General features: G+C 64.0%; 21 protein-coding genes and 2 pseudogenes. 6 read left to right on the top strand and 17 right to left on the bottom strand.

Translation table 11 applies throughout. The features are described from left to right. Positions 1-6: 6 nt before the first annotated feature. The 6 genes and pseudogenes from F600_RS27460 to F600_RS32680 form a co-directional block, all read right to left on the bottom strand. Complete coding sequence (locus F600_RS27460) at positions 7-678, bottom strand: response regulator transcription factor (protein ID WP_018160125.1); 672 nt, start codon at positions 676-678, stop codon at positions 7-9. Then, positions 675-2,042, bottom strand: a complete 1,368-nt coding sequence (locus F600_RS0108210) for a sensor histidine kinase (protein ID WP_018160124.1) — start codon at positions 2,040-2,042, stop codon at positions 675-677. The genes F600_RS27460 and F600_RS0108210 overlap by 4 nt, the downstream gene beginning before the upstream one ends. A gap of 158 nt (positions 2,043-2,200) precedes the next feature. Further along, positions 2,201-3,292, bottom strand: coding sequence for an acyltransferase family protein (locus F600_RS0108205; RefSeq protein WP_018160123.1), 1,092 nt, complete (start codon positions 3,290-3,292; stop codon positions 2,201-2,203). A gap of 181 nt (positions 3,293-3,473) precedes the next feature. Further along, on the bottom strand, positions 3,474-4,457 hold the full coding sequence (locus F600_RS0108200) for a CobW family GTP-binding protein (protein WP_018160122.1): 984 nt from the start codon (positions 4,455-4,457) through the stop codon (positions 3,474-3,476). Between the two features lie 13 nt (positions 4,458-4,470). Continuing rightward, entirely contained in the window at positions 4,471-5,610 is a 1,140-nt protein-coding gene (locus F600_RS0108195) for an acyl-CoA dehydrogenase family protein (RefSeq protein ID WP_018160121.1), read from the bottom strand. A gap of 414 nt (positions 5,611-6,024) precedes the next feature. Next, positions 6,025-6,579, bottom strand: a pseudogene (locus F600_RS32680) (DinB family protein); the annotation flags it as partial. 96 nt (positions 6,580-6,675) lie between these two features. On the opposite strand from F600_RS32680, the gene F600_RS0108185 reads away from it, so the two are divergent. Continuing rightward, positions 6,676-7,626, top strand: a complete 951-nt coding sequence (locus F600_RS0108185) for a helix-turn-helix transcriptional regulator (protein ID WP_018160119.1) — start codon at positions 6,676-6,678, stop codon at positions 7,624-7,626. On the opposite strand, the gene F600_RS0108180 is transcribed toward F600_RS0108185, so the two are convergent. From F600_RS0108180 to F600_RS0108170, 3 genes are all read right to left on the bottom strand, one after another. Further along, a complete protein-coding gene (locus F600_RS0108180; RefSeq protein WP_018160118.1) occupies positions 7,623-8,606 on the bottom strand; it encodes an Acg family FMN-binding oxidoreductase in 984 nt (327 codons plus the stop codon). The two genes, F600_RS0108185 and F600_RS0108180, sit on opposite strands and share 4 nt — an antisense overlap. Positions 8,607-8,721: 115 nt before the next feature. Further along, on the bottom strand, positions 8,722-10,938 hold the full coding sequence (locus F600_RS0108175) for an MMPL family transporter (protein ID WP_018160117.1): 2,217 nt from the start codon (positions 10,936-10,938) through the stop codon (positions 8,722-8,724). A gap of 101 nt (positions 10,939-11,039) precedes the next feature. Continuing rightward, positions 11,040-11,657 carry an FHA domain-containing protein gene (locus tag F600_RS0108170; protein ID WP_245541494.1) on the bottom strand — a complete coding sequence of 206 codons (618 nt, stop codon included), beginning with the start codon at positions 11,655-11,657 and terminating at the stop codon, positions 11,040-11,042. Positions 11,658-11,745: 88 nt separating this feature from the next. Between F600_RS0108170 and F600_RS0108165 the strand changes: the two genes are divergently transcribed. Further along, positions 11,746-13,671, top strand: a complete 1,926-nt coding sequence (locus tag F600_RS0108165; protein WP_018160115.1) for a serine/threonine-protein kinase — start codon at positions 11,746-11,748, stop codon at positions 13,669-13,671. A 109-nt stretch (positions 13,672-13,780) separates the two neighbouring features. Here F600_RS0108165 and F600_RS0108160 read toward each other — a convergent pair whose 3' ends face one another. Then, entirely contained in the window at positions 13,781-14,569 is a 789-nt protein-coding gene (locus tag F600_RS0108160) for an alpha/beta fold hydrolase (protein ID WP_018160114.1), read from the bottom strand. Then, positions 14,562-14,828, bottom strand: coding sequence for a DUF1272 domain-containing protein (locus F600_RS0108155; RefSeq protein ID WP_245541493.1), 267 nt, complete (start codon positions 14,826-14,828; stop codon positions 14,562-14,564). Before F600_RS0108155 ends, F600_RS0108160 begins: the two co-directional genes overlap by 8 nt. A 13-nt stretch (positions 14,829-14,841) precedes the next feature. Between F600_RS0108155 and F600_RS0108150 the strand changes: the two genes are divergently transcribed. Beyond that, entirely contained in the window at positions 14,842-15,480 is a 639-nt protein-coding gene (locus F600_RS0108150) for a TetR/AcrR family transcriptional regulator (protein WP_162141399.1), read from the top strand. Positions 15,481-15,646: 166 nt separating this feature from the next. On the opposite strand, the pseudogene F600_RS32675 reads toward F600_RS0108150, so the two are convergent. Both F600_RS32675 and F600_RS0108140 read right to left on the bottom strand, forming a co-directional pair. Beyond that, a pseudogene (locus F600_RS32675) lies at positions 15,647-15,814 on the bottom strand (DUF1707 SHOCT-like domain-containing protein); the annotation flags it as partial. Next, positions 15,814-16,272: a PadR family transcriptional regulator gene (locus tag F600_RS0108140; RefSeq protein WP_211220049.1), complete on the bottom strand. Its 459-nt coding sequence runs from the start codon at positions 16,270-16,272 to the stop codon at positions 15,814-15,816. The pseudogene F600_RS32675 and the gene F600_RS0108140, both read right to left, overlap by 1 nt. Positions 16,273-16,572: 300 nt before the next feature. Here F600_RS0108140 and F600_RS0108135 point away from each other — a divergent pair, with 300 nt between their 5' ends. Beyond that, on the top strand, positions 16,573-17,424 hold the full coding sequence (locus F600_RS0108135; RefSeq protein ID WP_018160109.1) for a VOC family protein: 852 nt from the start codon (positions 16,573-16,575) through the stop codon (positions 17,422-17,424). Here the strand turns inward: F600_RS0108135 and F600_RS0108130 are convergent. Together F600_RS0108130 and F600_RS0108125 are read right to left on the bottom strand one after the other, a co-directional pair. Next, complete coding sequence (locus tag F600_RS0108130) at positions 17,421-17,888, bottom strand: hotdog fold domain-containing protein (protein WP_018160108.1); 468 nt, start codon at positions 17,886-17,888, stop codon at positions 17,421-17,423. The two genes, F600_RS0108135 and F600_RS0108130, sit on opposite strands and share 4 nt — an antisense overlap. Positions 17,889-17,897: 9 nt before the next feature. Next, positions 17,898-18,341, bottom strand: a complete 444-nt coding sequence (locus F600_RS0108125; protein WP_018160107.1) for a PaaI family thioesterase — start codon at positions 18,339-18,341, stop codon at positions 17,898-17,900. 112 nt (positions 18,342-18,453) lie between these two features. On the opposite strand from F600_RS0108125, the gene F600_RS0108120 reads away from it, so the two are divergent. Both F600_RS0108120 and fdxA read left to right on the top strand, forming a co-directional pair. Beyond that, entirely contained in the window at positions 18,454-19,029 is a 576-nt protein-coding gene (locus F600_RS0108120; protein ID WP_018160106.1) for a TetR/AcrR family transcriptional regulator, read from the top strand. A gap of 41 nt (positions 19,030-19,070) precedes the next feature. Next, positions 19,071-19,397, top strand: coding sequence for a ferredoxin (gene fdxA, locus F600_RS0108115; protein ID WP_018160105.1), 327 nt, complete (start codon positions 19,071-19,073; stop codon positions 19,395-19,397). On the opposite strand, the gene F600_RS0108110 is transcribed toward fdxA, so the two are convergent. Both F600_RS0108110 and F600_RS0108105 read right to left on the bottom strand, forming a co-directional pair. Beyond that, positions 19,391-19,834: a GNAT family N-acetyltransferase gene (locus F600_RS0108110; RefSeq protein ID WP_018160104.1), complete on the bottom strand. Its 444-nt coding sequence runs from the start codon at positions 19,832-19,834 to the stop codon at positions 19,391-19,393. The two genes, fdxA and F600_RS0108110, sit on opposite strands and share 7 nt — an antisense overlap. Next, a complete protein-coding gene (locus F600_RS0108105; RefSeq protein WP_018160103.1) occupies positions 19,831-20,250 on the bottom strand; it encodes a globin domain-containing protein in 420 nt (139 codons plus the stop codon). The genes F600_RS0108110 and F600_RS0108105 overlap by 4 nt, the downstream gene beginning before the upstream one ends. Positions 20,251-20,267 lie beyond the last annotated feature (17 nt).

The raw sequence follows: 20,267 nt of genomic DNA, 5'->3' as shown, positions 1-20,267 counted from the left end.
TGGAGATCAGCCGTGGCCGTCGAGGTCGGCTTCCCCCGCGAGGATGAGTCCGGCTTCGTAGGCGAACACGACCGCCTGGACTCGGTCCCGAAGGTGCAGTTTGGCGAAGGCATTCGACAGATGCGTTTTGACCGTGGCTTCCCCGAGGACGAGGTGCGCCGCGATCTCCGCGTTCGACCAACCTCGTCCGACGAGTCGCACGACTTCCAGCTCGCGCGGCGTCAGGGTTTCAATGCGCGGATCTGACTGTGGCGCCGACTGTTTCGCGGCCATGCGGGAGATCACCCGCCGGGTGACCTCGGGCGCGAGCAGCGCGTTGCCGGCCGCGACCGTGCGGACGGCATGGATGAGATGGTCGGCTTCGGAGTTCTTGAGGAGGAACCCGCTCGCACCGGCGGCTAGACCGTCGAAAACGTAGTCGTCGCGGTCGAACGTCGTGAGGATGAGCACCCGCGCTTCGGTCGACATGACGATCTCCCGGGTCGCGGCGATGCCGTCGAGGATCGGCATCTGAACGTCCATGAGGACGACGTCAGGTCTCTGATTTCGCGTCAGGTCGATGGCCTCGCGGCCGTTCGCCGCTTCCCCCACAACCTCGATGTCGTCCTCGACACCGAGAATCAGTGCAAATCCAGACCGGATGAGCGCCTGGTCGTCGACCAGTACGACCCGGATCATTTCGATTCTCCCAACGGAAGGCGCACCCGAACTCGATAGCCGCCGGTCACTCGTGGTCCGATCTCGCTGACTCCACCGTGCGTCGACAGTCGTTCCCGGACACCGAGAAGGCCGAGTCCGGAGCCGGAGGTTCCCGGCCGTGGGCGACCGTCGTCGACCACTTCGACCTCGGCATATCCGTTCGCGAACCGTGGTTGCGGGGCATGCGACACCCGGACCGAGACGTGCGCTTTGGTAGCGGTCGAATGCCGGCGCACGTTCGCCAGCGCTTCTTGAACGGTCCGGTACAACGAGAGTCCGATCGGTGCGGATACCGCGGAAAGTGCACCAGGTTCGTCCTCGACGACGTCGAGCGTGACGTCGAAGCCGGTATCGCGTACTTCGTCGACCAGCCCGCGCACGTCGGGAAGGTTTGGTTCGGGCGCACGGTCGTTCGCGTCGACCGGGTCGGAAGACCGCAGCGTCCCGAGCAGTCCGCGCATCTGGGTCACGGCGTCGCGCGACGAGGTCTCGATCGAGCGCAGCGACGCCTCCGCGATGTCCGGGTCGCGGCGCAGCATCCGCTGCGCGGCCGAGGCCTGGACGCCGATCACCGACACGTGGTGGGCGACAACATCGTGCAATTCACGCGCGATCCGCAGGCGCTCCTCCACGACGGCCTGACGTTGGAGGTCCTCGGACTGCCGCTCGATCGTCTCGGCCTGTTCCACGAGGCGCGCCCGCTGCTGAGCGGCACGCCACGCAGCCTGCCCACCGAGCACTGCGCCCCCGAAGTAGACGATGTTGACCATCACCGTGTACGTGATGAAGGCCGCGATCGGCGCGAAGAGGCCTTGGTGCGGAATCTGCTTGCCGTTGTGGCTCAGGATGTCCTCGATGCCGCTCCCGACCGCGAACTGCCAGGCGATCCACCCGAACATGACGACGAGCACGAGCCCGACGACGATGACCATCGCCCGGCGATCGCGCGCCCACGCCACGCCCGTGAACAGCGCAAAGAAGTACAGGATCTGTAGCGGCATCGACGACATGACCGCCGGCATCGACAGACCCGTCACGAGCATGTGCAGCGACAGCAGCCCCGCGATGGTCAGCGGGTACACACGGCGGAACGCGAGCGGGATCGCTGCGGTGATGACCGCCAAATGCGGAACCCAGCCGGGGTACGGAATGCCGGACAGCATGTCGATCGAGCGCATGAGTTCGATCCCGAGAATGCCGACGAGGGCGAAGATCAGCGCGATGATCGAGTCGGTGCGGCGAACGCGATCGAGGTCCTGCGGAATCCGCTCCCAATCGGAGTCGGCACCAGCCCAGCTTTCGAGTCGAGACATGACGTCTCGAACCTCGACTGACCGGGCCATGGCGTCAGACTAACTTTGACGCCGGCCACCACGGATCCCCCGCGCGGCGGATATCTTCGATCACGCTTTCTTGATCGCCGGGCGACAAGTCTCTCAAAAAACCGCTTGTACAAAAATGGAGGTTTGTACAAGCCGATTTTCGAGAGAACTGTCGCTCGCTACTTCGCGGTGCCGCGCAGCTTCGCAGGCAGCTCGAAGAGCCAGTGCTGACCGGCAGCCACGAGGGCCATCTTCGTTCCAAGGGCCATGAGAACGACCACCGGGGCGACGGCTAGCGGCGTGACGAAGACGATGCCCGGGATCGTGGCGAGGTCCGGGACCTGAATCAAGCCGTAGACCACGATCGCGATCATGATGTCGAACATCAGGTAGACGCCGATGGTGTTCTTGCCGATGTAGTTGAAGACGTCCCCGATCCAGGTACCAGCCATTCGCGAGGCGACGAGCACACCCAGGACCAGACCCGAAGTGGAGACGAGGATCTTCAGCCCGTTGAGACCGTGAGCATGTCCCAGTCCGTAGATCACCGAGGTCGCGACGTAGACGGCGACGCTCGCGGCGATCCAGCGGTTGCTGTCGTAGTTCGAGATGCGGACGACGATCTCACGGAAGTTCAGGCCGACGAGGAAGTACACGAAGTACTCGGCGAGGTTGTTCCAACCGAAGTTGACGATCGTGACGTACTGCGCGGTGATGTTCAGTGCGATCGCCAGCCCGAACTGGACCTCGAGGGTCTGGTTGCGCAGCAGCTTGGCGACGACGCCGAAGACGGCGAGACCGTAAATGAACCACAGTGCACTGTTCGGGACATAAATCCCGGTGATGATGCTCTGGAATTGCGCGTACCCGTCGTGGCGAGTTTCTGCCGGCAGAATGTTGTGCACGACGAAGAAAAGAACGGTCCACAAAAGGTAAAGGTAGAAAAGGTGTGCGGTACGACTGCGCAGCATTGTCGGCCACGTCATTGCAATGGTCTTCTGCGCGAATAGGCCCGAAGCGACGAAGAAGAGCGGCATGCGGATCGGCTGCAGGGAGCCGTTGATCGACTCCCAGAACGGCGCGACCAGGTCATGGCGGACCAGCATGTCGGTGGAGTGAAGCAGAACGACCAGCACGATCGTCATACCTTTGGCGATGTCAACCCAGGCAACACGCTGCTTGGGAGCCTTCGGCGCGGTGATCGCGCTCGCGAGGTGGTCGTTGTGCTGCGGCGAAACCTCCGCCGCGCTGACGCTCAACTCCGAGCGCATTCAGATCAACTCCTGCAAGTCCAATTATCAAAATCCGGCGAATCTAAATTCGCGATGAACTGGACATTACCGACCGGTTTGTAAAACCGGAACATTATTCACCCGAATTGCGGCGGCAATCACATATGCGACGGACATCACAATTCTGAATATCAAAGATCATTTATGCCAATGTGCGCGCCTACGCGCTCGCGCGCACGTAACGACCGAACACTCGGCCATCGCCCGGCTCCTCGGACTGGGCCAGAGCGGCTTCGACCGCAGACCGAACGACCTCGACGTCGATCCCCATCCCGATCGCCACCAGCTGATTCGGTCCGCCCTTGCCCCGCGCAGCGGCAATGTGAATCGACGCCCCGACGACGTTCACGACATACCGTCGCCCACCAACATTGACCTGGCCTTTGATCCGATACACACCGGCCGGCGGCTTCTCGAGAAACTCGATCAAGGCGTCCGGGTCGACAGCACCTGAGCTTGAAACGCTGACCGACGAAGCATGCACATGATCATGCGGATGCTCGACGTCGGCAAGCAGTTCCCGAAACGACAGCTGGCCCGACTCCTCCTCGCCGCTGACATCGAACAGCAGCTTGGGATCGATCCGGCCCCCAACCGCACCGGTCACGTACACGCCGGGATTGCGCTCACGGACCCGGCCTTCGACGCGAGACACCACTGCCTCCGGATCGATCACCTGGTCGAGCTTGTTCACTACGACCAGTGACGATGCGGCATATCGAAGGGGCGGCAGCGGGTCGCGATCAACCGTGTCGAAGTGGTTAACCGCATCGACGACATCGACCACTCCACCCGGCCGCACGCCCGAAACCCCGCTGAAGCCGATGATCCGCTGCAGCGCGACCGGGTCGGCGAGACCGCTCGCCTCGACGATGATCGCGTCCAGCCCGAGCTTGGGACTCGCGAGCTTCTCGAGAGCTTTGTCGAGGCCGCCCTCGTCGTCGAGGCAGCAGATGCAGCCACCCGAAATCGACGCCGGCTCATCAACCTGACCGGTCACGAGTCCAGCGTCGACGTTGATCTCACCGAAGTCGTTGATCACCACACCGATTCGCGCGGCGGGCGTGCGGAGGACGTGGTTCAACAGGCTCGTTTTGCCAGCTCCGAGGTATCCCGTCAGAGCGATGACTGGAATTCGGCGCACGGCGCCAGCCTAGTTACCGCGCCAATGACCGCGAAATCACCAACCGCTGAATCTGGTTCGTGCCTTCGAAAATCTGCATGACCTTAGCCTCGCGCATGTACCGCTCGACCGGAAAGTCCGCGGTGTAGCCGTAGCCACCAAGCACCTGGACCGCATCGGTGGTGACCTTCATGGCCGCGTCGGTCGCCACCAACTTCGCGACGGAAGCCTGGCGCGAGTACTCGAGCCCAGCGTCCTTCCGGCGAGCCGCGTCGATGTAGGTCGCGCGCGCCGAGTCGACCGCTGCAGCCATGTCGGCGAGCACAAAGCCCAGGCCCTGGTGGTCGATGATGTGCTTCCCGAACGCCTCGCGCTCCTTCGCGTAGGCGACCGCATCAACCAATGCACGCTGCGCCAGACCTGTTGCCACGGCAGCGATTCCGAGCCGGCCGGAATCGAGGGCGCTGAACGCGATCTGCAGCCCCTGGCCCTCGTCGCCAAGCCGGCGGTCTGCCGGCAAGAAGGCGTCGTCGTAGTTCGCCGTCGTCGTCGGCACTGCCTTCAAGCCCATCTTGTCCTCGGGCTTCCCGAACGACAGGCCTTCGGTGTCCCCGGGAACGAGGAAGCAACTCACGCCCCGCGAGCCCTCGCCCGTCCGCGCGAACAGGGAGTAGAAGTCGGCGACGCCACCGTGCGTGATCCACGCCTTCGTGCCGTTGATCCGGTACCCATCACCCTCGGCGACTGCCTTGCACCGCAGCGCGGCCGCATCCGATCCGGCCTGCGGCTCGGACAGGCTGTAGCCACCGACCTGATCGCCGGACAACATCTCGGGCAGCCATCGTTGCTTCTGCTCATCTGTGCCAAAGACGTACAGCGGATGGCACGAGAGGCTGTGCACGCTGACGGCGACGGCGACCGCAGCCCACCGGCTCGCGATCTCTTCGAGAACCTGCAGGTAGACCTCGTATGGCTGGCTACCCCCACCGAACTCCTCGGGATACGGCAGAGAAAGCAGGCCAGCGGCGCCAAGCGCGGAAAAGACCTCCGCCGGGTAGGTGGAGGTCTTTTCGCACTCAACAACGCGAGGTTCGAGGACCTTGTCGCACACCTGTTGGGTGAGTTCGAGAAGGTCGTGTGCTTCGGGGGTGGGAAGCAGTCGGTTAACGGTCATTAACCGATTATGACAGGATCGGCCGAGCAAAGCGACGGTGGAATGTCACCGCTCCATAAGTCCAAGAACGTTTCCGAACGGATCGATCACCGACGCCCAGCGGTAGGCCTCACCCGCACGGATCGGCTCATGCTCCGAACCTCCGCGCTCGAGCAGATCCGCAATCGCCGACTCGAGCCCCTCGACCTCCCAGTAGACGACCGAGCCCAACGCATTGTGGTCATCGGCGTACTTGCGATCGAGAATGCCCAACTCATGACGGTTCGGGCCGACTCGCCACTCGACATACTCCGGCTGGACGAAGTACGGCTCGGCACCCAGCAGCTCGCTGTACCACTCGGTCGCCTTGACCAGGTCGTCCGCGTGCAGCCGAACAGTGCTGACCCCGCGGGAGAAGCGCACCGGCTCGCGACGCCACGACTTGAGGAACGGCAGATCACCGAGACCATCGCGGGCCAGCCCCAACGAGAACATCTGCGCACCATCGAGACTCTCGCGAATGATGTCCGCATGGCCGGCATGACGGGCGAGCTCCTCGATGACGTGCATCCACACCCAGCGGACCGACCAGGTCACATCCTTCGGGAACCACGGCGCCTCGGGAACCGGAACCGGCGTCGAGAGGTCGAGCGAATCAACCGCATCGAGAACCCGCGCCGAGACGTCGTCGAAGGCGGCAAGCTGAGCCGCGAGATCGCCATCGAACCGGAATCCGTCGTGGTGCGACTCGGGGTCCGCTTTGCGGCTGTCCCGCTGCGGTGCGGCGAGCGCGGTCCCGAGCCAGTGTTCCTGCACCTGGGTCACGTGCTTTATGAGTCCGCCGACCGTCAGGGCGCTCGCACTCCGCGCCTTGCCGGCCTCGGCGTTGGTCAAGCCATGGGCCACGACCCGGAAGGCGTCCTGCTGCTGGGCGAGAAAGGCGCGGATCGAGCTGACTTCATCGTTGACCGGCGGAACGTGGAACGGCATTTCTGGCTCCTTGTTAGAGGGCGAATCCCTTGACACAACGAGCGTCTCGCGCAAATAGGACTGATCCGGTCCGCTATTGCGCGCAAACTTTCCAACATGAGCCAAACGACCGAACGCGTCCTGCGATTGCTCGCCCTGCTGCAGACGCGACCGCAGTGGACGGGCAACGAGCTCGCGGAACGACTTGGTGTCACCGGCCGCTGCATCCGTCGCGATGTCGAGCGCCTTCGCGAACTCGGCTACCCCGTGAGTGCCGTCCAGGGCGCTGGGGGTGGCTATCAACTGGTCGCCGGAAAGGCTATTCCACCGCTGCTGCTCGACGACGATGAAGCCGTCGCCATGGCGGTGGCGCTGAGATTCGCCGCCGCAGGCACGCTGGCCGGCGCCAGCGAATCGGCGCTGCGGGCACTGTCCAAACTTGACAAGGTCATGCCGCCTCGCCTACGGGCGGAAGTCCGCGCGATCCAGGAGGCGACGGACGTCCTCGGCGGACCCCCGCAGGCCGAAGTCGACGGCGAAGTACTCATGGTCCTCGCCCGCTGCTGCCGGGATCTCACCCGCGCCCGATTCAGCTATCAGGCGCGCGACGGCGCGGAGACCGAGCGGACCGTCGAACCCGTGCGCCTCGTGGCGACGGGCCGGCGCTGGTACCTGATGGCGTGGGACCTCGACCGCGACGACTGGCGAACGTTCCGGCTCGACCGCATGTCCACGGTCACCGCTTCGACCTTCAGATTCCGTTTCCGCGAGCATCCCGATCCGGTCGAATACATCCGTCGATCGATCCGCTCCTCGCCGACCGAGTTCCGCGTCCGAGTTCGATTGCTGGCCACCATCGACGAAGTGCAGCAACGCATTCCGTGGACCGGCGGCACTCTCACCAAGTCTGGCTCGGCGACGGTCCTCGAGTTCACCGCCGGCACTCTGGATTGGCCGGCGATGCACCTCGCCCGGGTCGGCATCCCGTTCGAGGTGCTCGAGCCAGCCGAATTCCGCGAAACGCTTCGGGCGCTCGGTGATCGGCTGGCAGCCGCGGCGGCGAGCTAGCTCGCGATCTCGAGGATCTCCTCAACCGACCGCCGGGGGGTCAGCGACGGTTGGAGTCCTCCGGCGGGAGGCGCTCCGATCCGGATGAGAACCTGCGGAAGGACGTTGCCCCCCACCAGTTTCTGCACGATGAACCGGCTACTCGAGAGTTCGACGACGTGCGTCACCGTGCAGGTCGCATACCCGGCCATGGTCGCCTCGAGCAGCACCACCGACATCGCTTCACCGCAGCGCAGGATGTCCGGAAGGTTGTCGGTGTCCGTGGACAACGCGACAATGACCGCGCCGTCGGCACCCGATTCCGGGTCCGCTGGCTGGGCGTCGTCGAGAACCGGAAATGCGCGTCCGATCGGCACTTTGGCCGAGGTCTCCGCGGACGGAAGCATCTGTGGTGGGACTCCTTCACGGTCGTGGACGTGTCCCGTCCACCAGTGCAGTTCCGAGTGGTACTTCGAGTCGTACCGCCGCATGGAGCCGGCCAGCGACGACGCGCGTTCGAGGTCAGCGCGGACGTTCGCCGGCATGACGGTCATGAGCACCGAGTTTCCGAGCGTGTGCCGGAGGACCGTCTCGAAGGTGGACCACCCCGCGGGTGGAGCGAACGGCGACCGATCGCTGCGCCGCAGCTTGATGGCTTCGATCCGGTCCCGTTCGGCGTCGGTGACGTAGCCGGACCGGACGAATTCGACGCGCGCGAGGAATCGCGGGTCGTTGGGATTCGGAAATCGCTCGACGAACGACCGGTACCCCATCGACGCCATCGCCGCACGGAGGTGATGCAACGCGCCCCCGCAGCTCAGGATGAGCTCGCGTCCGGCGGAATCGGTTGCGGAGATCAGCCGCTCAGGATCGGCGTAGAGCTTCAGACCGTCGCGATCGAAACGCCAGCGCCACGGCTGACTGTTATGGAGTGACGGCGCGCGCGACGCCAGAGCGACCGCCTTCGTGATGATGTCTGTGCGCGGCAGCGTGACCGTCATCGGAGCTCCTAAAAGGTGCAGTGACCTGTGAATACACCCAACGTTAGAAGGCTTCGGCAGCGCGCGCCGGTGTCGAAGGTCCCCACGTCGCAGGACCGTCGACACCTTTGTGAGGTCAGACTTTGACGAGTTCCTTCTCGTGGTCGTCCGCCGGCAATTCGTCGGTCAGCCCGAATCGGGCATGCAATCTGTTCAACGGCCACGGCGCCCACCAGTTGGCGCGTCCGGCGAGTTTCATGAACGCCGGAACCAGGAGGCCTCGGATGAGGGTCGCGTCGGCGAGCACCGCAAGCACCATTCCGACCGCGAACAGCTTCATCATCGACACTTCGGCGAAGATGAGACCGCTGAAGACGATCGCCATGATCAACGCAGCGGCGGTGACGATGCGGCCGGTGTGTGCCAGACCGATGGCCACCGCGCGTTCGTTGTCCGCGGCGGTTTTTCCTGACGACAGCCATTGCTCTCGAATTCGCGACAAGAGGAACACTTCGTAGTCCATCGAGATGCCGAATGCGATGCAGAACATGAGCACCGGCATGTTCGCCACGAGCGACCCGGTGGTGGCGGAACCGAACGCCCCGAGGTGCCCGTCCTGGAAAATCCACACCATCGCACCGAACGTCGCCGTGAGCGACAGCAGGTTCATCAGCAGGGCCTTGATCGGAAGGACGACACTGCCGGTGAACAGGAACAACACGATGAACGTCGCTCCGGCGATCAACCCGAGGGCGAGCGGAAGCCGGCTCACGATTCCGTCGACGTTGTCTTCGTTCCACTGCGCCATGCCGGTGAACAGCGTCTCCGTGGGGGCCTTCACCGCATGCAACGCCGTCAGGTTGTCCTCGCCCGCAGCGCTGAACGGATCGAAGCTGGTCGCCACCGTCAGATATGCCACGTCGTCAGCGGCACCGGTCTGACCGATCGGCGGACCGACGGGCGTCCCGTCATGGAACGAGCCCATGGGTGCGGTGACGAGGTCGACGCCGTGGACCTTGGACAGTTCCGCGGCATAGGTGCTCAGCTGCTCGTCATTCAACCCGCGGGTATCGGGCAGGACGATCGTGACTTCCTTCGCCGGACTGGTGTCGAATTTCGTACGGAGATCGTCGCCGACCACGCGGGCGGTGTGGCTCGTCGGGAGAACCCGGTCGTCGGGGTAACCGAGGTTCAGGTGGAGGAACGGGGTGCCCACGGCGAGAAACGCGGCGGTGATCAGCACGGCGACCGTGGCCGGGCGCCGCATGACCCCGCGGGAAACGCGGTACCAGAACGTCTTCTCCAGGACGATTCGCCCCTTGCGGCTGTGTCGGCCCGTCATCAGCCGGCGGCGAAGCAACGTCATGCACGCGGGCGCCACGATGATGGCGGCCGCAGAGGCCAGCACGACGACGGCGACGCCGGCGTAGGCGAACGACCGCAGGAAGTACATCGGGAAGACCGCCATCGCCGCGAGCGACAGGGCAACCGTCAACGCGGAGTAGAGCACCGTGCGACCGGCGGTGTTGACCGTACGGATCAACGCTTGCTCGCTGTCCCGCCCGGTCGAGAGCTCTTCGCGGTACCGGTTCACGATGAACAACGCGTAGTCGATCGCCAGCGCCAAACCCATCACGGTGGTGAGGTTCATGGCGAAGATCGAAACGTCGGTGACCATCGTCAACCCGCGCAGGATGGCCGTCGTACCGACGATCGCGAACATTCCGACGATGAGCGGGAGCGCGGCGGCCGACAGCGAGCCGAACACCCACAGCAGAACCAAGGCCGTCAGCGGGATGGTGATCATCTCCGCCTTGAGCAGGTCTTTTTCCGACTGCGAGTTGATCTGCTCGTACAACATCGCCGATCCGCCGGCCCGCACGGTGACGCCGTCTCGGGTCTCGGGGATGGTTTCGGCAAGTTCGCGGCCGCGATGCGGGGCGGTGGAGTCGGTGCCCTCGATCTCCGCGACGACCAGCCCGATCGTCCCGTCCTTGCTCTTCAGCGACGCGTTGGCGCCGGCTGGCGCGGACCAGTAGGACGTCACCTGCCGCGAGTACGGCGACTTCTTGAGCGTGTCCTCGACCTCGAGTCCGCGTGTGCGGGCGGCGGCGCTGTCCGCACCGGCGGGAGCGATGACCTCGAAGACGATGTCGATCGCACCGCGATCGAAGTGGTCCCGCAGAAGTTGGGATGCGCGATGGGACTGCGAGTTCGGATCGTCGTAGCCACCGGACGACAGTTTCGACGCCACGGGAGCGCCGAATACGCCGGCTGCGATCAGCGCCAGGAACGCGGCTATGAGCACGAACTTCGGCCAGCGATGGGCTACCTTGGCGATCCTGGTCAGCACACTTCCCCCTACAAAACGGCCTCGTTGCCGATGTGAACACCGCTAAGGTAACGCCCCGATTGCTGGGCGTCGCCCTACCGCAGTAGGAGATTTGCGCCTCGCTAGAGATCGCGTTCGGAAATGATTCCGTTCTGAAGTGCGAGTTCTGCCAAGCGAACTCGCTTCTGGTTCTGGGGCAGATCCTCGACGCCGAACTTGGTGAACAACGCCCGAAGGTGGGTCTTGATGGCGTCGACACTGAGGAACAGTTCCGCCGCGATCTGCTGATTTGCGGCGGGGCTCGCGAACGCGGCACCGTGCTTGTACGGCCGGCACAGGGCGATGAGCACCGAGCGTTGGGTCTCGGTCAGTGAGCGCATCGTCGGCGCGGTCGAGGCCGCGAGGCGCGTCTCCTCATCCCGAGTGAGGTTGAACTCGTGGTAGGTCAGCACGACGCCACCGATACGGATACGGTCTCCAGCATGAAGTCGGCGCCGACCCGTCAGTCGGTCGGTATTGACGAACGTACCGTTCCGCGACAACCCGTCATCGACGATCGTCCAGTGAGTGCCCATCCATTCGATCGTCGCGTGCAACCGCGACACTTCGTTGTCCCACGTGAGGGAAATGTCGGCCTGCGCCGACCGACCGATCGTCACGCGCTGCTTCTCTGGAGACAGTTCGACTTCCAGCGGCCGCCCACTTCCGTCGGTGAACCTCAGTCTGGGCCCGTCGTGCACTATGCCTCCTCTCCACGCCTGGACAACGGCTCGTACAGTTATTCCATTGACTGGATTGTATATTCACCCGCATCGGGTAAGGATTCGCATGAGCACACATGATCCGAAGCATCATGCGCCAGTCGAGGATTCTGACCCGACTGTCGCCTCGGCGCCCAGTCTGCGCGACGAATCCGACTCCACCGGTAAGTGGACGGGCGAATTCACGGTCGGCCCCACAAAAGATGTTGATCTGGATTCGATCCAGGTGGGCGACCAACTCGAAGACTTCGACCTCATCACCCAGCTAGGCGAAGGTGCGTTCGCCCGCGTTTTCCTCGCCCGGCAGCGTTCCATGCAGCGCATCGTGGCCGTCAAGGTCTCCGAAGACCACGGAAGCGAGCCGCAGACGCTCGCCCAGCTCGATCACGACTACATCGTCCGCGTGTTCGACCAGGCAATCGTTCCGGGCACCGGTCTCCGACTGCTCTACATGCAGTACCTCTCCGGCGGCACGCTGCAGAACCTCCTGCACCGCGTGCGCGAATACGAGCCGGCCAAACGGAGCGGCCAACTGTTGCTCGACTCGGTCGATGCCTCGCTGCGTTCCCGCGCCGAGATCCGTCCCTCGGAATCGCAGACTCGTGCATTGGTGGCCGCTCTGAGCTGGCCGGAAACCGTGGCCTGGCTGGGCCGCCGTCTCGCCGAGGCCCTCGACTACGCCGACAAGGTGGGCGTCCTCCACCGCGACATCAAGCCCGCGAACATCCTGTTGTCGTCCGAAGGCGTGCCCAAGCTCGCGGACTTCAACATCTCCTTCGCGCGCAGCATCGGAAACACGAGTCCGGTGGCCTACTTCGGCGGATCGCTCGCCTACATGTCACCCGAGCAGCTCGAGGCGTGCCACCCGGATCACCTGCGCAGTGCCGGCGACCTCGACACCCGCAGCGACTTGTACTCGCTCGGCGTGGTGCTGTGGGAACTACTGACCGGCACGCGCCCGTTCACCGATCGCTCGCAGACCTCGACTGACGGCAGCGAGCTCGTTGCCATGCTCAACCTTCGTGCGCAGGGAGTGCCGAACTCCGCGATCGATGCGCTGCCGGAGAACTGCCCGACAGCGCTACGTCGCATTCTGCTCAAATGCCTGGCCCCCGATCGTGAGGATCGCTTCGCACGCGGAAAGGAACTCGCACAGCAGCTCGACATGGTTCTCGACGAGCGCGCTCGCGAACTGGTCGATCCGCCCGCGGAGAGCTGGCGCAAACGCCTGCGCAAGTGGTCAATTCCGGTCGTGGCGATAGCAGCCGGTGTGCCCAACGGCCTCGCCAGCTTGTACAACATCCAGTACAACCAAGTGCTCATCGTCAACAAACTGCCGCCCGACGCACAGACCCGCTTCCTCGTGATCACGGCGATCATCAACGGCATCTTCTTCCCGACGGGCATCGCGGTACTGATCTACATCTCCAGATTCATGCTGCGGGTCCCGCATGGGCTCCGGCAGGGCAAGACCTTCCCGCCGGAGGAGATCGCGAGAGCACGCTCGGACACCCTCGTCACGGCAGACCGCGTGGCCGCGGTCGCGCTGGGTCTGTGGCTGCTGGCCGGGTTGCTGTTCCCGCTGACCCTCGAGTTGTCGACCGGCAGCATCGACTGGAAGGCGGCCTTCCACTTTTTCGCGTCCCTGGCGGTCTGCGGATCGATGGCCGTTGCCTACCCGTTCTTCATGGTGTCGTTCTTCGTCGTCCGAAGCCTCTATCCGGAATTGCTGCCGTACTCGCGCGACACCAGCGGAGACCGGCAGAAACTGGCGTCACTTCGCCGGCGCAGTGTCGTCTACCTCTGTGTCGCGGCCTCGGTTCCATTGGTCGGCGTGACGGGACTGTCCTTCATCCCGGTCGCGGATCTCCCCGAAATGGTGTTGTCGGTGCGCATTCTGTCGATGGGCGGAATCCTTGCGTTTATCGGCGCTTACTACCTGTTCCGGCAGACCGAGGAAGACCTGTCCGCGCTGCAGCGGGTGGTTGCGTAGCTGAGCCCGGGCGACAAACGCACCCCTGCCAGCTAGTTCCAACCCGAACTTGCGGCTGGCCGGGGTGGATCCGGACAGAAGGTGTGCGGATTTCAAGCACGGGTGCCGCTCAGGCGCGCCCCGTGACTGCGAGGCGGTCGAGCCAACCGCACACTTCGTCCACGACCGGCGATGGATGCTTGATCCACCCGACGTGGCCGCGAGGCTCGCCGAGCCGCTTTCGGGTCACGCGCGCGCCGGGGAATTCGGCGACGAGGCCGTCAACCGCTCCGTCGGGTGCGAAATTGTCTTCGGGAAAAGACAGCGCGAGCAGCGGAAATTCCCGCGTGCTGCGGTCGTGCTTGCCCCAACTTCCGGTGCGCGCCATCCGCGCCCAGTCGATGATCGTCTGCTTCGACTGGATGCCGAACCCCGCTCGGGTGCCGTCCAAGTAACCCTTGAGCCGTGCCTGCAGTTCGAGAAAGGTCGGCACGAACAACAGCGTCGGCAGGGAGGACAGCGGGAATCGGCGCCAATGATTTGTGCCCGATGCAGCGAGGGCGAGTCCGTCGAAGACCCCCGGACGCGCCGATTCGAGAACTGCCGAGAGCTGACCACCCATGCTGTGGCTCACGAAATACAACGGCTGCCCTGGCCTTCGACGGCGCATCTCGGCAGCGACCTCAGCCATGCTGTCGGCAAGGTCGGGGTAACTGATCCTTGAGTGGCGGCCGATTCCATTCGGCTGACCCGGATAGTCGGCGGTCACCGCGTAGAGGCCCCGCTGCTGAAACTGCTCGGCGGCGCGACGGAACTTCGACGCCGAGATCCCCATCCCGGGCCAGATGATCAGTGTGGGCCCGTCGGCGGGATAGAGGATTCCGATCGCACCGGATGACGTCGCGAACTGCTCAGCCAAAGACTCGCCCGATCACGCGGCGTGCCCGGTCCGGAAAGCGCTGGGCGATGTCAGCGACACCCGTCGTGCGCTTCGGCCGACGGACCAACTCGCCGCCACAGTTGGGGCACGCTGCGAGCTTGGCGTGGCAGTCGGCGCAATACGTGCACTCATAGCTGCAGATCCAGGCCTCGCCGTCGGCGGCGAGCGATGCTCGACAGATTTCACACTTCGACAGCATCTTGAGCATGAGACCCTCCGGCTTCATCGCCGTTTTCACATACACTCTGTATGTGAAACTGAATCCAATGCTGCCGGACGTGGGCATTTCACGCAAGGAGAACTCGGAACGAACTCGGGAATCGCTCGTCGACGCCGGGATCGAGCTGTTCACGACGCACGGATTCGCAGCCGTTTCCACGGTGCAGATCTGCGAGCGCCTCGGCGTCACACGCGGCGCGCTCTACCACCACTTCAACAACAAGACCGACCTGATGGAAGCATGTTTCAGCCGCGTCGATCATCGGCTCGTGGCCCGACTGGCAGCACTGGAAGCGACCGGCCCGACCGACCAGCTTCGGGCGACGTGCCGAGAATTCGTCGATCAACTCGGCGATCCGGTAGTGCGCCAGATTCTGTTCGTCGAGGCTCCGGCCGCACTCGGCTGGGCGCGGTGGCGCGAACTCGACGGCGGCAGGTCACTCGAACTTGTGCGAAATCAGCTGGCCGCGGTCGCGGATGCCGGACTTCTCGGCACCCACGACCCGCGGGTTCTGGCTCACCTACTGCTGGGGGCTCTTAACGAACTCGCCATGTTCGTGGCGGCATCATCGTCGACCGACCGTGCCACGGTGCTGGCCCGGCAGGAACTCGAGCTACTGCTGAATGACCTGCTATCGAGTACCGGTACCGCATCCGACGACGGCGACTGAAAACGAACATTCCGAGAAGCACGAAAAGCACCCACGGAACAACATTCACCACGGCGATGAAGCCGACGACCGCCGCCATCATCACGACCATCGGCGCCAACATGAACACCGACGGACCGCGGCGCCGCACAACCGGAATCGCTCGCTGTGGCACCGGAAGGTCCGCGAACAGTTCGGTCAATTCGCGGTCATAGGTCGCGGCCCACGCCTTGCTGACCCGCTCCTCGTACTCCACCACCGACAGCCGGCCGGCGACCAGATGGTCGCCGAGCGCCGAGGCCGCAGCCTCGCGTTCAGCGTCGCTCGCCCGCACCGCGGATCGTTCGACCAACATCATGACTCCTCGGCTTCATCGTCGCCGTCAGCGAGGATGCCGTAGAGGCGGCGACGCGTGTCTTGCAGAACTTCCCGTGCGCGAGCCTGTTGCGCCGGACTTCCAGTCGCCATGACCTGCCACAATGCCGACGCCGTCTGGCCGAGAAGGGGACGGAATCCGTCGTCCTCAGTCGACGCCTCAGCGAATGCCTCCCACGGCGCGTTCACCTCGTCAGCGTTGGCCGCGACGTAGTTGTTGCCTTCGGCGGTGAGACGAAAGACCTTGCGGCCGTTGTCATCTGCCGCCTCGACTAGACCTTCGTCCTCGAGCTGCTGCAAGGTCGGATACACCGAGCCAGGGCTCGGCTTCCAGGCGTCACCACTGCGCGAGCTGATTTCCTGGATGATCTGGTAACCGTTGCGCGGCTCGTCGGCGAGCACCGACAGAATCGCCGCGCGCACGTCCCCACGACGCACCCTCGGTCCGCGTCGCCCGGCCCACGGCGGCGCTCCCCAGCCCTTTGCCCACGGCGGTGGTCCACCCCAAGCCCCCCGGCCAGGTCCGTACATTGCCCAATTTCCGGCCCCGTGTGGGCCGCAATGCCGTCCGAACATCGTTATCCCCTCCGATCCTTCGCGACAGTTTCACGATATATCGCGATCGGATCGTCAGCCACGAAGAATTTCCTGACAAATCCGCGGCAATCGAGGACCGGAACTGTCCTAGATCGGCAGCAGACTCGTCAAATGACAGACCAACCGGAAAGGGAACGAATCATGACTTCACCAGACCGCTACATCGCCGGTGTGCCCTGCTGGGCAGACACCGACCAACCCGACCAGGACGCGGCCGCAGCCTTTTACGGCGGCTTGTTCGGATGGGACGTCGAAAACGTCATGCCGGCCGAGGCGCCCGGCAAGTACCTCATCGGCCGCCTCGGCGGTGGCGATGTCGCCGGCATCGCCGCATACCAGGAGGTCGGACCGCAGATTCCAGTGTGGAACACCTACATCTGGGTGGACAGCGTCGAGGAGACGGCCGACAAGGTCCGCGCCGCCGGCGGCACCGTCGTCCAGGGCCCATTCGACGTGAACGACGCGGGCCGGAGCGCGGCATTCCTCGATCGTGAAGGTGCGCAATTCCTCGTGTGGGAGCCTCACCGACACCGCGGTTCGGCCGTCGTGAACGAACCAGGCAGCGTGAACTTCAACAACCTCAACACGCGGGACATCAACGCCGCCAAGGAGTTCTACGGCGCTGTCTTCGGTTGGGAGACGCTCGAACTCGGTCCCGGCATCATCTTCTGGACGCTGCCCGACTACGGCAAGCACCTCGAACTGCTGAACCCCGGAACGCTCGAGCGATTCGCCGAGTTCGGGCCCGCCGGATTCGAAAACGTGGTCGCAGCACTGGTACCGATCAGCGTCGACGACCGCGAATCCCGCCCGAATTGGGGAATCACGTTCGCCGTCGCCGACGCTGACGAGACCGTTGCGAAGGCCACCGAACTCGGTGGAACCGTCCTAGTACCGGCATTCGAAGCACCATGGGTGCGGATGTCGGTTCTGACTGACCCGGCCGGCGCCGTCTTCACCGCCAGCCAGTTCAAGCCGGAAAACGCCGCTTAGCGCTTCTTCTTGGGAGTCACGCGCATCGTGATGTCCGCGTGCACGACCTCGACGCCGTTGGTGTCGACGATTCGGACCGGAACGATCCAGTCGACACCATCGGTGTCGCTGAGCGGAGGCAACGCCGACTCAGCGATCGCCTGCAGGTCGGTTTTCGCCATCTTCAGGTATTGCACGGTCATGCCGACCGGAATCCATCGGTGGGTCGACGGGATCGTCACGTCGGTCATGGTTCCGGCGGCCAGTTCGGCGGCGTTGCAGCAGGCGATCGCGTGAACCGTCCCCAGGTGGTTGTGCACCTTGCGGCGGTTCTTCACCTTGATCACCGCGCGGCCGGGACCGAGCTCTTCGAATTCCGGCGAAATTGAGCCGAAGAACGGCGCCTTGAGACACAGGGCCTCACTGAAGATGGTCTTCCCGAACGGGAGTCGCTGGGCCTGCTGCCACAGGTCGAGAACCTTCATGTCGAGTCCTTACTTCGGGGTGTGAATGAGGCAGGTGGTGGAGGCGTGGGCGACGAGTCGACCGTCTTCGTCGACGACCTTTCCCTCGGCCGTTGCCGTACTGCGTCCGGCGTGGACGACCTTGCCGGTTCCGATGAGCTTTCGACCGTCGGTCGGGACCGTCCGGATGTAGTTCACCTTTATTTCCAGCGTCGAGTAGCCGATTCCGGGTCCTAGCGTCGAGTGAACCGCGCAACCCATGACCGAGTCGAGCAGGGTTGCGCAGATTCCTCCGTGGACCGAGCCGAGCGGGTTTGCGAAATCCGGACGCGTCGCGATCGAGAACGACACTTCGCCGAACTCGAGCTTCTCGTAGGTGAACCCGAGCAGGTTGCCGATGTTCGGCGCATCCTTGGGCGCGGTCATGAACATCTGGAGCAGTTCGAGCCCGGTAGGCCCAGCGTGATCGGTCATTTCCACTCCTTTGTGTAAAGACCAGGTGGTTTCGTCACTAGACCATTCAGTCTATTGAGAAAAGAACCTACACTTGATTGGACTGACCGGTCTATAGCGGAGGATGTGAACAGTGGCACAGGGACCACGGGAGCGTCTGCTCACCAGCGCGATCGCGCTCATGTGCGAGCGTGGCGTCCACGCAACCGGCCTCACCGAACTGCTGCAGCACAGTGGCACCGCGCGAGGTTCGATCTACCAACACTTTCCCGGCGGCAAGTCCGACCTCATGGAGCAGGCGACGTACGCCGCCGGTCGATTCATCAGTCGCCTGATCACGTCACTCCTCGAGACCAAGTCGCCCGATGAGGCCCTCGTCGGCCTCATCGATTACTGGATCTACGAACTGGAATCGAGCGACTACATCCGCGGCTGCCCGATCCTCGCAGCTGCGCAGAGCGGAGCCAGCGAACCCGCCATCCAGGCAGCAGCCGCGTCGGTGTTCCACGACTGGGCCGATCAGGTGACGGAAGCTCTTGTCGGGCTGGATGTTTCGCGAGCCCAAGCAGAGCCGCTCGCGAGCCTGGCGATCAGTAGCATCGAAGGCGCGATCACGCAGAGCCGCGCGCGCCGGTCGACGCAGCCGCTGGAAGACCTGAAGACGGTCCTGGTGCCGCTGACCAAGCACACACTGATGACCGCCGCTTAGCACCTTGCCTCCATAGACCGTTCGGTCTAATCTCACGTTTCATGACCTACGTGATCGCCGAACCCTGCGTCGACGTGATGGACCGCGCGTGCATCGAAGAATGCCCGGTCGACTGCATCTACGAGGGCGAGCGAATGCTCTACATCCACCCTGACGAGTGCGTCGATTGCGGTGCGTGCGAGCCGGTTTGCCCTGTTGAAGCGGTTTTCTACGCGGACGACGTTCCGACCGAGTGGACCGAGTACACGCAGGCCAACGTCGACTTCTTCGACACCCTCGGATCACCTGGCGGTGCCGCGAAGGCGGTCAAACAGAGCTTCGACGTGCCGTTCATCGCGGCCCTGGAACAGCGCGAACTCGATCACTGAACGGCGAGAACCATTCGAATACCCTCGCCGAACTGCGTCGAAATCCGGCCGACCTCGACAAATCCCGCGGACCGGTAGAACGCCAGCGCGTGCGGATTCGCATCGACCTCGATTCGAGCGATTCCGCTCGCGCGGGCCTCGGCCACCAGTCGATCGATCAGCGCGGTGGCGACGCCTCGGCGCTTGTGTTCCGGCACGACGAACAGATCCTCGAGTTCGCCCTCGGCGGTCCGTGTCGCGAATCCGATGATTGTCGAATCCACTTCGGCGACAAGGCATACCGACCCCGGCCCCACGCCTCCGCGCCACACCAGGTAATCCGGGTTCGCCAGCAGAACCTCACGCTCACCGTCGTTCGACAGCGATGCCGTGCGATAGACATGACGGATTTGCGGGATATCCGAGGCCTCAGCGGCCCGGATCGCGAATTCCGTCATGCGCGGTTGAACGGCAATCCGTCCGGTACGTCGTCCGGGCTTGCGTGGTACTTCCGCATGCCGATGGTCGCCGCGCGGAAGTAGTCGTGAATGCGCTGCCCGGTTTCACCGGTGATTCCGGAGTCACGTAACGCGTCCGCGAAGAGGGCGACACAGATCTCGTCCATCTCTTCGTGTTCTCCGTTGCCCGCGTGCATCCGCTGCATGACCGTCTCGTCGCCGTATCCGGCGGTGTACAGCGGTGGACCGCCGAGCGCTTCCGCGAGGTACGCAGCGAGTCGTTCGTCGTGCTGGGGATGAATTCCCCCGTGCGAAAACGGATGCTCAGCGACCGGATCGGCGAGGCACAGTTCATGCCATCGCCGGCACATCGCAAGCAGCGCGTCGAATCCGCCGGCGTCCTCGTACAGGCCCATGGCAGTCAGTATCGCGC

This window comes from Smaragdicoccus niigatensis DSM 44881 = NBRC 103563 (assembly GCF_000380645.1).
In the GTDB taxonomy this organism is placed as follows: Bacteria; Actinomycetota; Actinomycetes; order Mycobacteriales; family Mycobacteriaceae; genus Smaragdicoccus; species Smaragdicoccus niigatensis.
The sequence above is the reverse complement of the archived record's forward strand: the minus strand, read 5'-3'. Positions and strand labels throughout refer to the sequence as shown.